Annotated in this window: 14 protein-coding genes; 6 read left to right on the forward strand and 8 right to left on the reverse strand. The window is 74.7% G+C overall.

Annotation, left to right across the window (positions count from 1 at the left end; genetic code table 11):
* Positions 1-44: 44 nt before the first annotated feature.
* Together ABD385_RS30995 and ABD385_RS31000 are read right to left on the reverse strand one after the other, a co-directional pair.
* Complete coding sequence (locus ABD385_RS30995; RefSeq protein WP_344582279.1) at positions 45-794, reverse strand: pyridoxine/pyridoxamine 5'-phosphate oxidase; 750 nt, start codon at positions 792-794, stop codon at positions 45-47.
* A 101-nt stretch (positions 795-895) separates the two neighbouring features.
* A complete protein-coding gene (locus ABD385_RS31000) occupies positions 896-2,086 on the reverse strand; it encodes a thiolase C-terminal domain-containing protein (protein WP_344582280.1) in 1,191 nt (396 codons plus the stop codon).
* 176 nt (positions 2,087-2,262) lie between these two features.
* Here ABD385_RS31000 and ABD385_RS31005 point away from each other — a divergent pair, with 176 nt between their 5' ends.
* A complete protein-coding gene (locus ABD385_RS31005) occupies positions 2,263-3,540 on the forward strand; it encodes an acyl-CoA dehydrogenase family protein (RefSeq protein ID WP_344582282.1) in 1,278 nt (425 codons plus the stop codon).
* Positions 3,540-4,010 (forward strand): nitroreductase family deazaflavin-dependent oxidoreductase, encoded by a 471-nt coding sequence (locus ABD385_RS31010; protein ID WP_344582284.1) that lies wholly within the window; start codon positions 3,540-3,542, stop codon positions 4,008-4,010. Before ABD385_RS31005 ends, ABD385_RS31010 begins: the two co-directional genes overlap by 1 nt.
* A gap of 294 nt (positions 4,011-4,304) precedes the next feature.
* Here ABD385_RS31010 and ABD385_RS31015 read toward each other — a convergent pair whose 3' ends face one another.
* Positions 4,305-4,952 carry a TetR family transcriptional regulator gene (locus tag ABD385_RS31015; protein WP_344582286.1) on the reverse strand — a complete coding sequence of 216 codons (648 nt, stop codon included), beginning with the start codon at positions 4,950-4,952 and terminating at the stop codon, positions 4,305-4,307.
* A gap of 801 nt (positions 4,953-5,753) precedes the next feature.
* Between ABD385_RS31015 and afsK the strand changes: the two genes are divergently transcribed.
* Positions 5,754-8,261: a protein serine/threonine kinase AfsK gene (gene afsK, locus ABD385_RS31020; protein ID WP_344582288.1), complete on the forward strand. Its 2,508-nt coding sequence runs from the start codon at positions 5,754-5,756 to the stop codon at positions 8,259-8,261.
* 23 nt (positions 8,262-8,284) lie between these two features.
* On the opposite strand, the gene ABD385_RS31025 is transcribed toward afsK, so the two are convergent.
* Positions 8,285-9,070, reverse strand: coding sequence for a hypothetical protein (locus tag ABD385_RS31025; protein ID WP_344582290.1), 786 nt, complete (start codon positions 9,068-9,070; stop codon positions 8,285-8,287).
* Positions 9,071-9,281: 211 nt separating this feature from the next.
* Between ABD385_RS31025 and ABD385_RS31030 the strand changes: the two genes are divergently transcribed.
* A complete protein-coding gene (locus ABD385_RS31030; RefSeq protein ID WP_344582291.1) occupies positions 9,282-9,860 on the forward strand; it encodes a hypothetical protein in 579 nt (192 codons plus the stop codon).
* Positions 9,861-9,917: 57 nt separating this feature from the next.
* Here ABD385_RS31030 and ABD385_RS31035 read toward each other — a convergent pair whose 3' ends face one another.
* From ABD385_RS31035 to ABD385_RS31045, 3 genes are all read right to left on the reverse strand, one after another.
* A complete protein-coding gene (locus tag ABD385_RS31035) occupies positions 9,918-10,709 on the reverse strand; it encodes an enoyl-CoA hydratase/isomerase family protein (protein ID WP_344582292.1) in 792 nt (263 codons plus the stop codon).
* Positions 10,706-11,188, reverse strand: coding sequence for a Zn-ribbon domain-containing OB-fold protein (locus ABD385_RS31040; RefSeq protein WP_344582328.1), 483 nt, complete (start codon positions 11,186-11,188; stop codon positions 10,706-10,708). The genes ABD385_RS31035 and ABD385_RS31040 overlap by 4 nt, the downstream gene beginning before the upstream one ends.
* A 72-nt stretch (positions 11,189-11,260) precedes the next feature.
* Complete coding sequence (locus tag ABD385_RS31045) at positions 11,261-12,412, reverse strand: lipid-transfer protein (RefSeq protein ID WP_344582294.1); 1,152 nt, start codon at positions 12,410-12,412, stop codon at positions 11,261-11,263.
* A gap of 112 nt (positions 12,413-12,524) precedes the next feature.
* Between ABD385_RS31045 and ABD385_RS31050 the strand changes: the two genes are divergently transcribed.
* Both ABD385_RS31050 and ABD385_RS31055 read left to right on the forward strand, forming a co-directional pair.
* A complete protein-coding gene (locus ABD385_RS31050) occupies positions 12,525-14,171 on the forward strand; it encodes a FadD3 family acyl-CoA ligase (RefSeq protein ID WP_344582296.1) in 1,647 nt (548 codons plus the stop codon).
* A gap of 174 nt (positions 14,172-14,345) precedes the next feature.
* Positions 14,346-15,116 carry a DUF4232 domain-containing protein gene (locus tag ABD385_RS31055; RefSeq protein ID WP_344582297.1) on the forward strand — a complete coding sequence of 257 codons (771 nt, stop codon included), beginning with the start codon at positions 14,346-14,348 and terminating at the stop codon, positions 15,114-15,116.
* A gap of 137 nt (positions 15,117-15,253) precedes the next feature.
* On the opposite strand, the gene ABD385_RS31060 is transcribed toward ABD385_RS31055, so the two are convergent.
* Positions 15,254-16,189, reverse strand: coding sequence for a TIGR03619 family F420-dependent LLM class oxidoreductase (locus ABD385_RS31060; RefSeq protein WP_344582298.1), 936 nt, complete (start codon positions 16,187-16,189; stop codon positions 15,254-15,256).
* Positions 16,190-16,252 lie beyond the last annotated feature (63 nt).

Genomic DNA, 16,252 nt, shown 5'->3' on the forward strand with positions numbered 1-16,252 from the left:
CCCGCGGCGGCCGATCGGCACGGCGGCGCCGCTGCCGCCCCGCCTCACGGCCAGAGCAGTTCCCGCTCCCAACCGCCCGCGCCACGGCGGTAGTTGAGGCGTACGTGCTGACGCCGGTGCTGGTCGCCCTGGAAGAACTCGACCTCGTCGGCGCGGAGCACGTACAGCGTCCAGCTCGGCACCGGTGCGTCCGGTTCGCGCCGGGCGCGTTCCCAGGCGGCGTCCGCGGCGCGGGCCAGCTCCTCGGCCGAGCCGAGCACCTGGCTCTGGCGGCCCACCAGGGCGGCGGCCAGTGCGCCCGTGGAGCGGTGGTGCAGATCGGCCGCGCTCTCCTGGGGCCCCGCCGCGGTCACCGTGCCGTGGACCCGCACCTGGCGGCCGACCGCCGGCCAGTAGAAGGCCAGCGCGGCGCGGGGGCGGGCGGCCAGCTCGCGGCCCTTGCGGCTGTCGCGGTGGGTGCCGAAGTGCCAGCCGCGCTCGTCCGCGTCGTGCAGCATCACGATCCGCACGGAGGGGTCGCCGGCCGCGTCCGCCGTGGCCAGGGACATGGTGTGCGGCTCGGGAACACCGGCCTCGGCGGCCTCGCGCAGCCACTGCCGGAACAGCGGCAGCGGCTCGGCCGGTGCCCGCTCGGCGGCGAAGGCCGGCAGCTCGCCGTCCCAGACCCGCAGACCGCGCAGGAGCGTGCGGAAGGCGAGGGCGTCGGCGTCGGCCGCCGGCCCGGGGGCCGCGGGCGCGCCGGCGTCGGGGTCCGGAACGGCCCCGGTGGCGCGGTGATCCGTGTGGTCGGGCATGCCAGGCAGCGTACGCGGGGTGTTCGGGGTGCGGGCGGAAGGGGCGACGGCCGCCCTCGGCCGGTTCGCGGAGGCCGTTCCGGTCATCGGCGGGCGGGCCGCTATCCCCGTCCGAGGACCACGGTCCCCGAGGAGCAGAACCAGCCGCCGGTGCCGGACGCAACGGCCAGTTGCGGCAGGGTGCCGTCCGGCCGGTGGACCTGGCGGTCCGGGCCGGCCTCGCCGCGCAGCTGTCGGACCGCCTCGACCAGCAGGAACAGCCCCCGCATGCCGGGGTGGCAGGCGGCCAGTCCGCCGCCGTCGGTGTTGACCGGCAGTTCCCCGTCCCGCAGCAGCCGCCCCTTCTCGACGAACGGCCCGCCCTCCCCCTTGGCACAGAAGCCGAGGTCCTCCAGCGTCACCAGGGTCATGTAGGTGAAGGCGTCGTAGATCTCGGCGAGGTCGATCTCGGCGGGGCGGACACCGGCCCGTTCGAAGGCGAGCCGGCCGGAGACGGCGGCGGGGGAGACGGTGAAGTCGTCCCACTCCGCCATGGTGGTGTGCGAGACGGCGGTGCCCGAACCGAGCACCCACACCGGGCGGGTGGCGAGGTCGGGTACGAGGTCCTCGGCGACCAGCAGGACCGCGCAGCCGCCGTCGGAGCGGATGCAGCAGTGCAGCTTGGTGAACGGGTCGGCGACCATCGGGCCGGACAGCACCTCGTCCACGGTGATCGGCTCGCGGTACATGGCGTCCGGGTTGGTGGCCGCGTTGGCCCGTGCCTGGACGGCTATCTGGGCCAGCTGTTCCAGGGTCGTGCCGTACTGGTGCTGGTGGCGGCGGGCCGCCATGGCGTATTTGGCGATCAGGGTGTGCCCGTAGGGGACCTCGAACTGGAGCGGGCCGCGGGCGCCGAAGGAGAGGTTGGCGGTGCGGCGCCCGGCCTTGATGTCGGCGCGGGCGGTGGAGCCGTAGACCAGCAGGACGGCGTTGGCGTGCCCGGCCACGATGGCGTCGGCGGCGTGGGCGGCCATCACCTCCCAGGTGGCGCCGCCGACCGAGGTGGAGTCCACCCAGGTGGGGCGCAGTCCGAGGTATTCGGCGACCTCGACGGGGGCGAGGGTGCCGAGCCCGGCCGAGGCGAAGCCGTCGATCACCGACCGGTCGAGGCCGGAGTCGGCGAGCGCCCGACGGGCGGCCTGGGCGTGCAGGGCGTACGGGGTGGCCTCGTCCACCCGTCCGCAGTCGGAGAGTGCGACTCCGGCGACGGCGACCTTGCGGTGTCGAGGAGGGGTCCCTGGCGTCAGCCTCATGAATCTGACGGTACATCAGATTTGTGGGGGCGGGCAGGGGGCGAGAGGAGCTCCGGTGCACGTCTTCCCTGTCCGTCTCTAGGAAAGTGCCGCCGGTGTCCCTACTATGACGGGCCGTCAGATCGGACCCCGTTCGAGCGGACGGGCGTCGCCGCACGGCCGGGAGGAGCCCGCCGATGGATGCCGCGTTCACCGAGGAGCAGGACGAGATCCGCCGCACCCTGCGCACACTGCTGGCCAAGCGCTGCGGCCCGGACGAGGTCAGGGCGGCGGCCCGCACCCCGACCGGCCACGACCAGGCACTGTGGCGGCAGCTCGCCGGGCAGTTGGGGCTGCCCGGCCTCGCCCTGCCCGCCACGTACGGCGGAGCCGGTTGCGGTCCCACCGAACTCGCCCTGGCCTGCGAGGAGACCGGCCGCGCCCTGCTGCCCGCACCGCTGATCGGCACCGCCGTGCTCGCCGCGCCGCTGATCCTCGCCCTGGGCGGGGAGGAGCAGCGCGCCGCACTGCTCCCGCCGCTCGCCGCCGGGGAGCTGACCGCCACCCTCGTCGTCCCCGGCGGGCGGTTGGCCACCGCGTTGGCGCTGACCGGGCCGAACGACGGTGACTGGGCCGGCGGCGGCCGGTCCGGCGGGATCCAGGCACGGCAGGTCGACGGTGCCTGGCGGCTCTACGGGGAGGCCGGCCAGGTCCTCGACGGACACGCCGCGGACGTGCTGGTGGTCGCCGCGCACACCGGCGGCTTCGCGCGCAGCCGGACCCTGCTCCTGGCCGTACGGGCCACGGGCCCGGACGGCGCCGAGACGCCCGGGCTGCTGCGGACCCGGCAGACCGCGGTGGACGAGACCCGCCCGCAGGCCCGCGTCGAACTCCGCGATGTGCCAGCACAGTTGTTGTTGGGCCCCGAGCCGGCCGGGGACGACGGCGCGGTGACCGCGGCGCTGGCCGACACCGGGGCGACGGCGGCCGCGTGCCTGGCGGCCGAGGCGGTCGGCGCGGCCGACGCGGCGCTGTCCCGCACGGTCGACTACGTCAAGGAACGCACCCAGTTCGGCCGGCCGATCGGGTCCTTCCAGGCGGTGCAGCACCGGCTCGCCGACCTGTACGTGGCGGTGCAGGCGGCGCGCTCCGCGGCGTACTACGCGGCCTGGGCGGCGGGCGGTGCCCGCGGCGAACCCGGGGCGGGCGGACTGGCGCTGGCCCAGGCGCTGGAGGCGCTGCGCGCGGTGGCCGCCGAAGCGGTGCAGCTGCACGGCGGGCTCGGCTTCACGTGGGAACACCCGGCGCACCTGTACTTCAAGCGGGCGGCCTGCGACGAACTGCTGCTGGGGCCGGTGCACCGACTACGGGCCCGGGCGGCGGAACGGGCCGGCCTGTTCGGGGCCGGCGGACCGGACGGGACGGGCGCGGACGACCCCGCCGGCCCGGTGGCGCGAGCGGCGGTCGGTGCCTGATGGACCGACGCACACGGCTGGTGCAGAAGATCTCCTCGACCCGGACGTTCGCCCGCATCGCACCGCACGTCATCCCCGCGCTGGACCGCACCGTCCACCGGCTGTCCGGCGGGAAGGCGCTGCTCAGCACCCGGATGCTGCCCGGCGTCGTGCTGACCGCCACCGGCGCCAGGAGCGGCCTGCCGCGGAGCACCCCGCTGGCCTGCATGCCGCAGGACGACGGCGGCTGGCTGCTGATCGGCAGCAACTTCGGCCGTCCGGGACACCCGGCCTGGACCGGCAATTTGATCAAGAACCCGGAGGCGGAGGTGAGTTGGCGGGGCCGGGACGTCCCGGTGCGGGCCCGGCTGCTCACCGGTGAGGAACGCGCGCGGGCCTGGCGGGCGGCGCTGGAGTTCTGGCCGCCGTACGCGGCCTATCAGGCGCGGTTGGAACGGGAGATCCGGCTGTTCCGGCTGGACCGGCGCTGACCTGCCCGGACGCGGGCCGTCATGCGCGCAGCGGGTGCCGTACGGCCCCGAAGGGCGGTCGGCACCCGCTGCGACGCGGTACGACTATGGCAGGACGGACACAGGACGACGTGGGCGAACTGCCCCGGCGACACCGGGACATCGGGGATGCGACGGCCTCCCCGGCGGTGGTGCGGCGACTGGGGCGCGACGGTGCGGCTCGGCGTTCCGGCTCGGCGGGAACGGCGGCTCGGCGGCCCGAGCGGTGCGGCGGTCCCGCCGACGCGGACCCTCGGGGTCCGGGCGGGCGGTCCGCTACTTGGTGGGTTTCTTGCCGGTGACGCCGAAGTGCACGAGCAGGGCCAGGTTGGGCTTGAGGTCGGCCTGCTTGACGCCCCAGCTCTGGAAGCCCTTCTGGTGGCCGGCGACCGCCGCGAGCATGGCGACGATGGAGCCGGCCATGGCCGCCGGGCTGACGTCCTTGTCCACCTTGTTCTTGGCCTGGAGCTCCTGGATCGACTCCGTAAGGGAGTTGGTGACCGCGTTGAGGATCTTCATGCGGAGCTTGTAGAACCGCTTGTCGCCCTCGGCGGCCCCCAGGTCGACGACGCGCAGGATGGCGTCGTGCTTGCGCCAGAAGGAGAGGAAGCCGTCGACCAGCTCCTCGGCGGCCTGCCAACCGGATTTGCCCACCCAGGAGCGTTCGGCGACGAGATGGGTCAGGCTCGCGCCCTCTTTCGCCATCTCTTCGGCGATTTCGAGGACCGCACCTTCAACGTCCGGGAAGTACTGATAGAACGTCGCGGGTGAAGTGCCCGCCTTTCGGGCCACATCGATGACTTTGACGTCCCGATAGGGGGACGAACTGAGCATTTCACTGAGGCAGTCGAGGAGCTTTTGCCGCGTCGCCTGTCCGCGGCGGCCGGCAACTCTGCCGTCGACGGTTCGCACTTGTCCTGTCATGCCGTCAGCTTACCGAGGGGTGATCGGAGCGCGATTTGGCTGCCTGCAAATGGGGACGGGGGAGTTCGGCCCGCCTGGCGCCCGTAGCCGCGCTGGTGGCGGGCCTGACCGCTGCCGGGAGCGGCCTCCCAGGCATTGGTCCGATCCAGTGAATGTTGTTATCAACAGGCTGTGGACAACATCGGTGGACAAGCGGTCGGACGGGCCGCATCGGGTGCCTGGCGAGGACGGCGGGGGAATCCCCGCGCCGCGCGTGGTGTCACGACCGCGAAATCGCCGTGGGCGACGCAGAATTGATCCGTTGACGCAAGGCGGGGTGCGGGGGACGGCATGCGGACGGGCAACGGGTGGGGAAATGGAACGTTTTCGGCCACGGAGGGTGGTTGGTCGCCCGGGTTCGCGTCGGGCGTCGAAGGGGTGGTGGGGATCCTCCGATCCGTCCGCCTGGGCGGAACCAGTCCGTCCGGATGGGGCGATGGGCGGCGGAAATTCCGCGCACGGCACCCCAGAGCGGGCCACAACTGGCCGGTAACCCTTCGGCAATCGCCCGTCCCCGGACGTATCGGCGCACGTCAGGGCGGGGTGGAATACGCCGGGTAATGGCCTTGTTGCGTACCGCAGGGGGTGAGTCGTGACACGGCCGACAGGCCCCGGGTTCGCAACCGCCGGCCCGGCCAGGAAGAATCAAGGTGCGTACGGCCGTTTCGGCCTGGCGGTGGGACGCTGCGCGGGGCAGTGGCTCTCGGCGGCGCGTGGCTTTGGAGAGTCTCGTTCTATGCCCCACGGGGAGGTGGCAGGCAAGTGGTGGAGCAGCTGACGCAGCACGATCCCCGGCGGATCGGCCCGTTCGAGGTCCTCGGCCGTCTCGGGGCCGGCGGCATGGGACTGGTCTATCTGGCGCGGTCGGCGTCCGGTCGGCGGGTGGCGATCAAGACGGTCCGGTCCGAACTCGCCGAGGACCAGCTGTTCCGGGTCCGGTTCACCCGCGAGGTGGAGGCGGCCCGCGCGGTCAGCGGCTTCTACACCGCGGCCGTCGTCGACGCCGACCCCAGGGCGGCCGTGCCCTGGTTGGCCACCGCGTACGTGCCCGCGCCCTCCCTGGAGGAGATAGTCAATGAGTGCGGGCCGCTGCCGGTCCAGGCGGTGCGCTGGCTCGCCGCCGGCATCGCCGAGGCGCTCCAGTCCATCCACGGCGCCGGCCTCGTCCACCGCGACCTGAAGCCGTCGAACGTCCTGGTGGTCGAGGACGGCCCCCGGGTGATCGACTTCGGCATCGCCTCCGGGGTGTCCAACACCCGGCTGACGATGACCAACGTGGCCGTCGGCACGCCCGCCTACATGTCGCCGGAGCAGGCCCGCGACTCCCGCAGCGTCACCGGCGCCAGCGATGTCTTCTCGCTCGGCTCCACGCTGGTCTTCGCCGCCACCGGGCACGCGCCGTTCCACGGCGCCAACCCCGTCGAGACGGTCTTCATGCTGCTGCGGGAAGGCCCCGACGTCGCCGGACTGCCCGACGAACTGCGGCCGCTGATGGAGTCCTGCATGCAGATGGAGGCGGCCCACCGGCCGTCCCCGGCCGATCTGCAGTCCCAACTGGCGCCGCACCTCTTCAGCTCCGGCAGCGACGACAGCGGCACCGCGTCCGCCTGGCTGCCGCCCGGTGCCGTGGCGCTCATCGAGCAGCGGCGCGGCGGCGGCCGGGGCGCCGTGGCACCGAGCGTCCCGCGGGCCGCCGCCGCGCCCCGGGACGCCCGCCGGGAGCCGGTGGCCGCGCCGCCCATGCCGCAGGCCCCGCCGTACCCCGTGCCGCAGCGGGCCGAGGGCTCCCGGCCGGCCGAGGGCTGGCCCGGCCGGATCGGCGCCGGCCCCGGCGCGCACCGTGCCGCCGACCCCCGCGGCGCGGCCGCCCCGGTGCCCCAGCCCGCCACCGCCCCACCGGCCCCGGACGCCGCCGGCGGTCCCGTACGGCTCGGGGGTTCGCCCGCCCCGATAGGGCCCGGACCGCGCGCCGCCGACGCCCCGCCGCAGCGCGGCCCGGCTCCCGCCACGAACTGGGTCCGGCCGCCCGCCGGGGCGCCCGCGGCCGTAGTGCCCCAGCAGGGCGCGGTCACCGGCAGCGGCGGCTCCGGCGGGGAGGCCGTGCCGTCCGCTCCGCCGGAGCCGCCGTCCGCCGAGCCCGGCCGCTGGCGCCCCTGGCGGTTCCGGATGTCGAACGACGTCTGGGGCACCCCGGTGGTCGCCGACGACCTGCTCTACGTCACCTCCTTCGAGGTGCACGCCCTCGATGTGGGCAGCGGCCGGCGGAAGTTCAAGACCCGGGACGTCGCCTGGGCGATGGCGATCGCCGAGGGCCGGATCCACGCCTCGGACGGCCCCACCCTCTACGCCCTGGACGCCGCCGACGGCGGCGAGCTGTGGCGGCTGAGCAGCGAGGGCTGGGTCTACGCCCTCACCGCGGACCGCGGCACCGTCGTCACCAGCACCCGGGGCGGCGGCGTCCAGGCGCGGGAGGCCGCCACCGGCGAACGGCTGTGGGAGCTGTCCGGCGCCCAGACCGAGTTCGAGACCCCCGAGGCCGCGCCGGTGCAGCACGAGGGCACGGTCTACGTCTGGGCCGACGCCCGGCTCAAAGCACTGGAGGCGCGCACCGGCGTCGAGCGCTGGTCGTACCCGGTGGGCGACGCGGCGTCCTGCGGCGGCGTGCCGGTCCGGCTGCTGCCCGCGTCGGACGGTGCGGTGTACGTCGTCGCCGGCACCCGGGTGCTGGCCCTGGACGCCGCGCGCGGTGAGGTGCGCTGGCACTTCGAGGCGCCGGCGGCCTTCCTGAGTCCGCCCGCCTTCGCGCCCGGCCCGGCCGTCACCGGCGGCGGCCTCTACCTCGCCGACTACCTCGGCACGGTCTACGCCCTGGACGCCGCCGACGGCCGGGACCGCTGGCGGATCGCCACCGAGTCGCGCCAGTCCACCGAACCGGTCCTGGTGGCGCACGGCGCCGTCCACCTGGGCAGCGGCAAGGCGCTCTACACCCTCGACGCGGTGACCGGTACCCCGCGCTGGCGCTTCCAGGCGGGCGCCGAGGTCGTGGGCTCCCCGGTGGTGGCGGAGGGCCGGGTGCACTTCGGCTCCCACGACCACTGCCTGTACACCCTCGACGCGATGGGTGGTCAGCTGCGGTGGAAGCTGGCCACCGGCGGTGAGATCACCGGCTCTCCGGTGGCGGTCGGTGGAGTGGTCTACGCCTGTAGCAAGGACCGTTGCGTGTACGCCCTGGACGCCGCCAAGGGGACGGGGTTGGCCCGGCGCCCGTAGGCGGGTTCCTCGGTGGCGGGTCGTCAGCGGGGGGCGTCCGGCCCGCTCGCCCCCGGGTCGTGCGGCGCTTCCGGTCCGTTGGGTGGGGCGGGCCAGTCCGGCCGGGTCGGTCGGGTGGGCCGGTCATCGGTGTCGTGCTCCGGGGCCGGCCGTCGGTTCCGGCCCCACTCCACGGGCGGCGTGGGTGCCTGCGGCCCGTGCGGCGGGGTCGGTGGGCCGGGTGCGGGACCGGGCGGTTGCGGGTGCCAGGTCCGGGTGGGCTGGCCACCGGGGTCCCAGGCGTCGGGCGGCGGCCGGTGGGCGTGGCCATGGCTGTCGTAGCCGTCGCGACCGTCGTGGTCGTAGGCACCGTAGGCGTCGTAGCCGCCGTGGCCGTCGTCGTCCTCGTGCGCGGGGACCCGGCGGGGGCGTCCGCGCATGACGAGCGCGCCCAGGATCAGCAGGGCGCCACCGCCCAGGGCATTGGCCGCGCCGACGCCCAGCGCGTGGGCGCCGGCGGCGAGTTCGCCGGTGCGCTGGCCCTGACGGACCATCCACAGGACGGTGAAGCCCAGTACCACCAGCCCGGCGAGGGTGATCAACAAACGGGAGCGCAGCACCACGCCGACCAGGGTGAGCAGTCCGGCGAAGACCATCGGCAGCACCAGGGAGCCGAAGAGCGTGGCGCTGCTGCCGGTGATGCCGTTGAAGAGGTCCTCGATCCGGACGTCGCTCCCGTGACGGCCGTCGTACCAGGGACGGAAGGGGCTCCAGACGGCGGCCGTCGCTCCGATGAGGGCGATCAGGGAGCCGAGCACGTTGCGCACCACCGGCGTCGCCTCGCTTCGACTCGTCCTGTCGTCCCGTGATCGACGCTACGCCTGCCCGTCTGCCCCCGCTAGACAAGCACGGCCGGATGCGATCCGACGGCGCCGAGGGCTCCGCATGGGCCGTCACCGGCTCTTGCTAGGGTGCCGTGCACGCGTCAACCCTGGGGTTCGACGCGTCTGGGAACGCAGCAACGGGGGATGGTCGAAGGACATGGAGCAGCGCACGCGTACGCGCATGGGCACGGCCGCCGCGGGCACCGCGGACCGGGTCCGCAGGGGGATCAGGGCGGGGCTCGCGGTGGGGGTGGCGGCGATCACGCTCGCCACGGTCGGCGGCTGTGCGTTCGGCCGGCCCAAGATCACCGTGCCGCCCCCAAACTGGGCGACGGCCTCGCCGTCCGCCAGCTACGACCCGTACAACCCGACCCCGTCGTACACGCCCGGCTACGACAGCTACTCGCCGTCGCCGACGCAGGAGACGTACGACCCGGACGGGCGGTCCGACGTCCGCGGCAGCGGCTGCGACTTCTCCTCCTCGCTGCGCCAGTTCACCTACACGGTCTCCATCACCAACCCGTCGACGACCAGTTCGTACTCCTACGACATGCGGATCGACTGGATGAAGGACCGGCCGGCGGACGGCTCGTCCTACGGGCAGCACCAGCGCAGCGTCGTGGTGGCGCCCGGTGCGACCGAGACCTACACCGCCAAGTACACGCTGAACCAGTCCACCTGGCAGGCGTTCTGGTACACCTGCCAGATCACCCGGGCGACGAAGTCCAAGATGTGACGCGGGCCCGGTGGTGCCGGGGCCGCCGCGGGGCGCGGTGCCGGGGTGTGCCGCCGGTCATCTGACGGGCGGCGGGGCGGTTCGGGTGGAGGTCCGCGGGCGGGCGGCGAACAGGGCGGCCTGCCGCTCCGGCGGGAGGTTGCCCAGCGCGATCAGCTGCGGGGCGTGCGCCAGTGCCTGGGCCCGGGTGGCCTCCTTGGCCGCCCACAGCGCGCGGACGGTGCCCTGGACGGCCTCGGTGGGCTGCGCGGCCAGCACCGCGGCACGGCGCAGCGCGGTCTCGGCGGCGGCGCCGGGCGCCGTCAGTTCGGAGACCAGGCCGACGGCGTGGGCGCGGCGGGCGCCCAGCCGTTCCGCGGTGCCCATCAGCGCGAGCCGGGCGATCTCGCCGTGCGGCATCCGCTGCGCCATGAGGATGGACTCGTAGGCGCTGACCATCCCGTAGGTGGTGTGCGGGTCGAAGAAGGTGGCGTCCTCGGCGGCGATGAGGAACTCCGCCTCGCCCAGCAGGTAGAAGGCGCCGCCGCAGGCCATCCCCTCGACCGCGGCGAGCACCGGTTTCCACAGGTCGTTGGCCTTCGGGCCGATCCGCAGCAGCGGGTCGTCGAGGGAGAACGGGCCGGTGGGCTGGGGGACGTCGGCGGATCGGTCCAGGCCGGTGCAGAAGGCGCGGCCGCCGGCCCCGGTGAGGACCGCCGCGCGCACCGTGTCGTCGAAGCGCAACCCCCGCCAGATGGCGGCGAGTTCGTCGGCGGTGGCCAGGTCGAGGGCGTTGTGTCGGTCGGGTCGGTCCAGGGTGACCAGGGCGACCCCGTCGACGGTCTCGGTGCGGACCCCGGGGGACGTCACGGCCGCTCCAGGACCCAGCGCGGGACGGTGAGGCCGTCGGGCGTGCGGTGGAAGACGGCCTTCACCGGGGCGCCGATGCGCAGCTTGGCCGGGTCGACGGAGTTCAGGGCGGCGTCGGCGGCGGTGACGAGGTTGCCGACCAGGCGGATCCGCGGTGCCTCGGCGAGTTCCACGACGATCGCGTTGTAGGGGGCCTGGGCCGCGTAGGCGGGCAGCAGCGGCGGGTGCGGCACGACGAAGGACCAGATCCGGCCGCGGCCGCTCGTCCGCTGCCAGTGGGCGGTGAACGACTGGCAGTGCGGGCAGCAGGGGCGGGGCGGGAAGCGCGGTTCGTCGCAGTCGGTGCAGGTCTGCACGCGGAGTTCGCCGCGGGCCGCGTACTCCCAGAAGGGGGCGCCGTCGTCGTCGGGGACGGGGGCCAGTAGGTCGGCGTCGGGGGACGGGGGATTGTCAGTGGCGGGTGGCAGGCTTGTGGTCATGGAGTCACGGACGGTCACGGAATCGGTGTCGGCGGCGGTCCCGCCGGGGGAGTGGTCTGCGCGCATCTCGGATCAACTCCTCAGCAGTAGCGCGGAGGTGGGCACGCACTCGCCCGCGGTGACGAGGCAGGTGGCGGCGTCGGGCACCTGCGCGGTGCTGGTGCCGCGCAGTTGGCGGACGCCTTCGGTGATGAGGTTGAAGCCGTGCAGGTACGCCTCGGAGAGGCCGCCGCCGGCGGTGTTGAGGGGGAGTCGGCCGCCGATCTCCAGGGCGCCGCCCTCGGTGAAGGCCGCGCCCTCCCCGCGCCCGCAGAAGCCGTACCCCTCCAGGGTCAGGGGTATCAGGGGGGTGAACGCGTCGTAGATCTGCGCCACGTCGACGTCCTGCGGTCCGAGGTCGGCGCTCTTCCAGAGGTGGCGGGCGGCGGCCTGGGCCGGGCCGCTGAGCGGGTCGTCGGTCCAGTAGTTGACCATCCCGTGGTGCTGGGCGGGCAGGCCCTGGGCCGCGGCGTGGACGTAGACCGGGCGTCGGCGGCAGTCGCGGGCGCGCTCGGCGGAGACCACGACGCAGGCCAGGGCGCCGTCCGTCTCCAGGCAGTTGTCGAAGAGGCAGAGCGGTTCGCTGATCCAGCGGGCGGTCATGTACATCTCGCGGGTCAGCGGGCGGTCGTACGTCACCGCGGCCGGGTTCTGGTTGGCGCGGTTGCGGCAGGCCAGCGCGACGTTGAAGAAGTGGTCGCGGGTGGCGCCGTACTCGTGCATGTAGCGCCGGGCCAGCATGGCGATCTCGTCGGCGGGCCGGAGCAGGCCGAAGGGCCGGGTCCACTGTGCGGGGGTGGGGAGTTGGGTGTTGGTGTTGGTCCACGGGCGGGGTCCGGAGCCGCGTTTGCGGGACCGCCAGGCGACGCCGACGTTCGCCTGTCCGGTGGCGATCGCGGCGGCCAGGTGCGCGACCGTCGCGCAGGAACCGCCGCCGCCGTAGCCGACCTTGGAGAAGTGCGTGACGTCCCCGGCGCCGATGGACTTGGCGATCTCGACCTCGTCGGTCTCCTCCATGGTGTACGACGCGAAGGCGTCCACCTCGGAGGGGGCGATCCCGGCGTCGTCCAGGGCCGCGACGATCGCCCGGCACGCCAAGGTCCGTTCGGATTCGGGGAGTCGTTTGGCAAAGGCCGTCTGTCCGATACCGACGATCGCCGTAGCGTCCTTGAGGGTCGCCCCCATCGCCACCTCCGTGCTCGGCCGTCACTGCTGACAGCGGAGGAGGCTACCGCTAATCTGACGGACAGTCAGCTAGTGCGGTGCGGGGTCTTTGCCGGGAACGGGAGGCAGTGCGATGGGCGAACGGCTCGATGCGCGGGCGGACGTGGCCTACGGCTCGCTGGCACACCTGGTGCGCGCGGCCGCCGCGCGGTACGGCCCCCGGGAGGCCGTCGTCGAGGGCCGCACCCGGGTGTCCTACGCCGAGTTGGGCGGGCGGGTGGAGCGGGCCGCCGCGGCCTGCGTGGCCGCCGGCGTCGCCCCCGGGGACCGGGTCGCGGTCTGGGCGCCCAACACCCTCGACTGGATCGTCTCCGCCCTCGGCGCGGTGACCTCCGGCGCGGTCCTCGTCCCGGTCAACACCCGCTTCAAGGGCGCCGAGGCGGCCGACGTGCTGCGCCGCACCCGCGCCAAGGTCCTCTTCGTCACCGGCACCTTCCTCGGCACCTCCTACGTCGCCTCACTGCGCCGCGCCGCCGAGCGGGGCGACGGCCGCGGCCCGCTGCCCGCGCTGCCGCACCTCGAACGGGTGGTGGTGCTCGCCGACGACGCCCCCGCCGACTTCACCACCTGGCGCGACTTCCTCGCCGCCGGTGCGGCGGTGCCGCCCGAGGCGGTCCGGGCCCGCGCCGACGCCCTCGGCCCCGACGACCCCTCCGACATCATCTTCACCTCCGGTACCACCGGCCATCCCAAGGGCGCCGTGATCACCCACGGCCAGACCCTGCGCGCCTTCGACGTCTGGAGCGCACTGGCCGGCCTGGCGGAGGGCGACCGCTACCTCATCGTCAACCCCTTCTTCCACACCTTCGGCTACAAGGCCGGCATCGTCGCCTGCCTGCTGCGCGGCGCCACGATGGTCCCGCAGCCGGTCTTCAGCGTGGAGACCGCGCTCGCCAACATCGCCGCCGAGGCGATCTCCGTGCTGCCCGGCCCGCCCACCCTCCACCAGCAGCTCCTCGACCACCCCGACCGCGCCCTGCACGACCTGTCGGCGCTGCGGCTGGTCGTCACCGGCGCTGCCGTCGTCCCGCTGGAGCTGGTCGAACGGCTGCGCGGCGAGCTGAAGGTGGCCACCGTCCTGACCGCCTACGGCCTGTCGGAGAGCACCGGCGTCGTCACCATGTGCCGGCGCGGCGACCCGCCCGAGGTGGTCGCGGCGACCTCCGGGCGCGCCGTACCGGACACCGAGGTCCGGGTCGTGGACCCCGCCGGCCGCCCGCAGCCGCCCGGCGAGGCCGGCGAGATCCTGGTCCGCGGCTACCACGTCATGTCCGGCTACTTCGAGGACCCGGCCGCCACCGCCGCCGCGATCACCCCCGACGGCTGGCTGCGCACCGGCGACGTCGGCGTCCTGGACGAGGCCGGCAACCTCCGGATCACCGACCGCATCAAGGACATGTTCATCGTCGGCGGCTTCAACGCCTATCCCGCCGAGATAGAGCAACTCCTCGCCCGCCACCCGGACATCACCGAGGTCGCGGTCATCGGCGTCCCCGACCGCCGCCTCGGCGAGGTCGGCAAGGCGTACGCGGTCCGCCGCCACGGTTCCGGGCTCACCGCGGACGACCTCATCGCCTGGTCACGGCGGGAGATGGCGAACTACAAGGTCCCCCGGGAGGTCGAGTTCGTCGCCGGACTGCCGCGCAACGCGAGCGGCAAGGTGGTCAAGGGGCGGCTGCGGCAGGGCGGTTCGCACGCCGGGCGGGGCGGGGCGCGCTGACGGCCGACGGGGCCGGCGCACGGGCCGGGGGCCGGCCCCGGAGCCCGTGCGGGGCGCGACCACGGAGGCATTAGCGGGGCGTTAGCCGCCCGGCAGCCGGACGCCAGGGCGCCGGGACAGAGTAGGTGTCGTACCGAGGAGACAACGACACCGACCGTCCCGGGGGGACCTGCCATGAGCTCCAACACCGCCGTCCGCAACGCCCGCCGCCGCACCCTGCGGATCGCCGCCGCGGCGCTGACCGCGGTCGCCGGCCTGACCCTGACCGCGTGCTCCGGCTCGGACGTACCCGGCGCCAAGGCCGCCGGCGGCACGGAGAGAGCGGTCGGCGCCGCCGGCGTGGACGCCGGCGGTTCCTCCACCGACGCGGCCGGCTCCGCCACCGACGCCGCCGGTACCGCCGCCGACGCGCCGGAGAGCGCGGCCAAGGCGGGCGGGGGTGCCGAGGGCGGCACGAAGGCGGGGGGCGCGGGCAAGCAGGCGCCCGCCCCGCACGCCGCCGCCGGCGGGGCGGGCTCGGGCGTCGAGCGCTGCCACACCTCCGGGCTGAAGGCGTCGTTCAACACCGGCGGGGACGCGGTCCCGGACGAGGACGCGGGCGGGTCGACGACCACCAGCATCAACCTGGTCAACAAGGGCAGCCGCGCCTGCAAGATCGGCGGGTTCCCGGGCGTGGACCTCACGTCCATCAACGGCGGCGAGCGGTGGTCGCTGGTCCGTTCCTCGGCCAAGTTCAGCTCGATCACCCTGGCGCCCGGCGACAGCACCGACGTCGTGCTCAACGTCGCCATGACCAAGGAGAACGAGGGCTTCTACCAGCCGGCGTGGGTGGAGATCACCCCGCCCAACGAGACCACCTCGCTGAAGGTCGAGTGGCCCTGGGGCACGCTCCTCGACCAGCGCGGCGCCACCCACCCGGCCACCTTCGTCAACCCCATCGGCTGACGCCCGCACCCCCGGCGGCCGTTCCGAGGCCGGGCGTCCCGACGACGCCCCCGCCCGGAACGGCCTTCCCCGTTTCCGGTGCGGCCGAACGGCCCGCGACGCGCGCACCGTGCGACGGCCGGCGCCGCCCGGTGCGCTCACCGTGCGACGCGGCCGCCGGTGACTCCGGTCCGTTCCGCCAGCGCCCGCATCCGGTCCGCGAACCCGGCGTCCGCCGACCCGAACCACACCCCGAGGTCCGCGGCGCCCGCCGCCTCCCAGTCGGCGACCTCGGCCGCCACGTCCGCCACCGTGCGGTCCGGGCCGTCCCAGCCGATCCGGGTGCCGGCCGTCACCCGGGTCCCGCGCGACGCGGCCCGCCGGGCCAACTCCGCGGCCCGCTCGGCGAACTGCCCGGGGGTGAGTCCCACCCCCTGCCAGTGGCCGCCGAACTCCGCGGCGCGGCGCAGCGCCGCGTCCGAGTTCCCGCCGATCAGGAACGGCACCGGCTCCCGCGGCACCGGCGCGAACACCGCCCGCCCGTCGAAGGCCACCTGCCCGTCGTCGTAGGGCCCGCCGGCCCCCGTGTGCAGGTGTCGCACCAGCCGCAGCGTCCGGTCCGTGCGCGCACCCCGGTCGCCGAAGCCGACGCCGGCCGCCGCGAACTCGTACGGCTGCCAGCCCACGCCGACGCCCAGCACGAACCGGCCGCCGCTCAGCCGCGCCAGCGTCGCCGACTGCCGGGCCAGCAGCAGCGGTTCGCGCAGCGGTGCGATCAGCACCGACGTCCCCAGCGTGAGCCGTTCCGTCGCGGCGGCCAGGAAGGCGAGCGTGGTCAGCGCCTCGTACACCCCGCCGTAGCCCTCCGGCGGCCGTCCGTACGGGCCCGGCGGCAGCAGGTGGTCCGGCAGCCAGACCCCCGCGTACCCCAGCTCCTCGGCCTCCCGGGCCAGTCGGACCAGCTCCGGGGCGGGCATCGTGCCCGCCTCGGACGGCAGGACGACGTGCAGCCGCATCCGGTCCGGCCGCCCGGTGACCGCATCTGGGACGGCGGGGTGCGCGGTGGTGTGCTGGGTGGTGACGGCGTCGCTCATGGGACCTCCGCGGTACGCGTGACTCGGTCGGACGCCCCCTTCCTAAGCCCTGACACGGATGTG

It is taken from the genome of Streptomyces lunalinharesii, from assembly GCF_039532155.1.
Classification (GTDB): domain Bacteria; phylum Actinomycetota; class Actinomycetes; order Streptomycetales; family Streptomycetaceae; genus Streptomyces; species Streptomyces lunalinharesii.

Bases quoted from the DNA above. Each gene is read 5' to 3' on its own strand.
- ABD385_RS30995 (WP_344582279.1), bottom strand. From the start codon at position 794: ATGCCCGACCACACGGATCACCGCGCCACCGGGGCCGTTCCGGACCCC.
- ABD385_RS31000 (WP_344582280.1), bottom strand. From the start codon at position 2,086: ATGAGGCTGACGCCAGGGACCCCTCCTCGACACCGCAAGGTCGCCGTC.
- ABD385_RS31005 (WP_344582282.1), top strand. From the start codon at position 2,263: ATGGATGCCGCGTTCACCGAGGAGCAGGACGAGATCCGCCGCACCCTG.
- ABD385_RS31010 (WP_344582284.1), top strand. From the start codon at position 3,540: ATGGACCGACGCACACGGCTGGTGCAGAAGATCTCCTCGACCCGGACG.
- ABD385_RS31015 (WP_344582286.1), bottom strand. From the start codon at position 4,952: ATGACAGGACAAGTGCGAACCGTCGACGGCAGAGTTGCCGGCCGCCGC.
- ABD385_RS31030 (WP_344582291.1), top strand. From the start codon at position 9,282: ATGGAGCAGCGCACGCGTACGCGCATGGGCACGGCCGCCGCGGGCACC.
- ABD385_RS31040 (WP_344582328.1), bottom strand. From the start codon at position 11,188: ATGACCACAAGCCTGCCACCCGCCACTGACAATCCCCCGTCCCCCGAC.
- ABD385_RS31045 (WP_344582294.1), bottom strand. From the start codon at position 12,412: ATGGGGGCGACCCTCAAGGACGCTACGGCGATCGTCGGTATCGGACAG.
- ABD385_RS31050 (WP_344582296.1), top strand. From the start codon at position 12,525: ATGGGCGAACGGCTCGATGCGCGGGCGGACGTGGCCTACGGCTCGCTG.
- ABD385_RS31055 (WP_344582297.1), top strand. From the start codon at position 14,346: ATGAGCTCCAACACCGCCGTCCGCAACGCCCGCCGCCGCACCCTGCGG.
- ABD385_RS31060 (WP_344582298.1), bottom strand. From the start codon at position 16,189: ATGAGCGACGCCGTCACCACCCAGCACACCACCGCGCACCCCGCCGTC.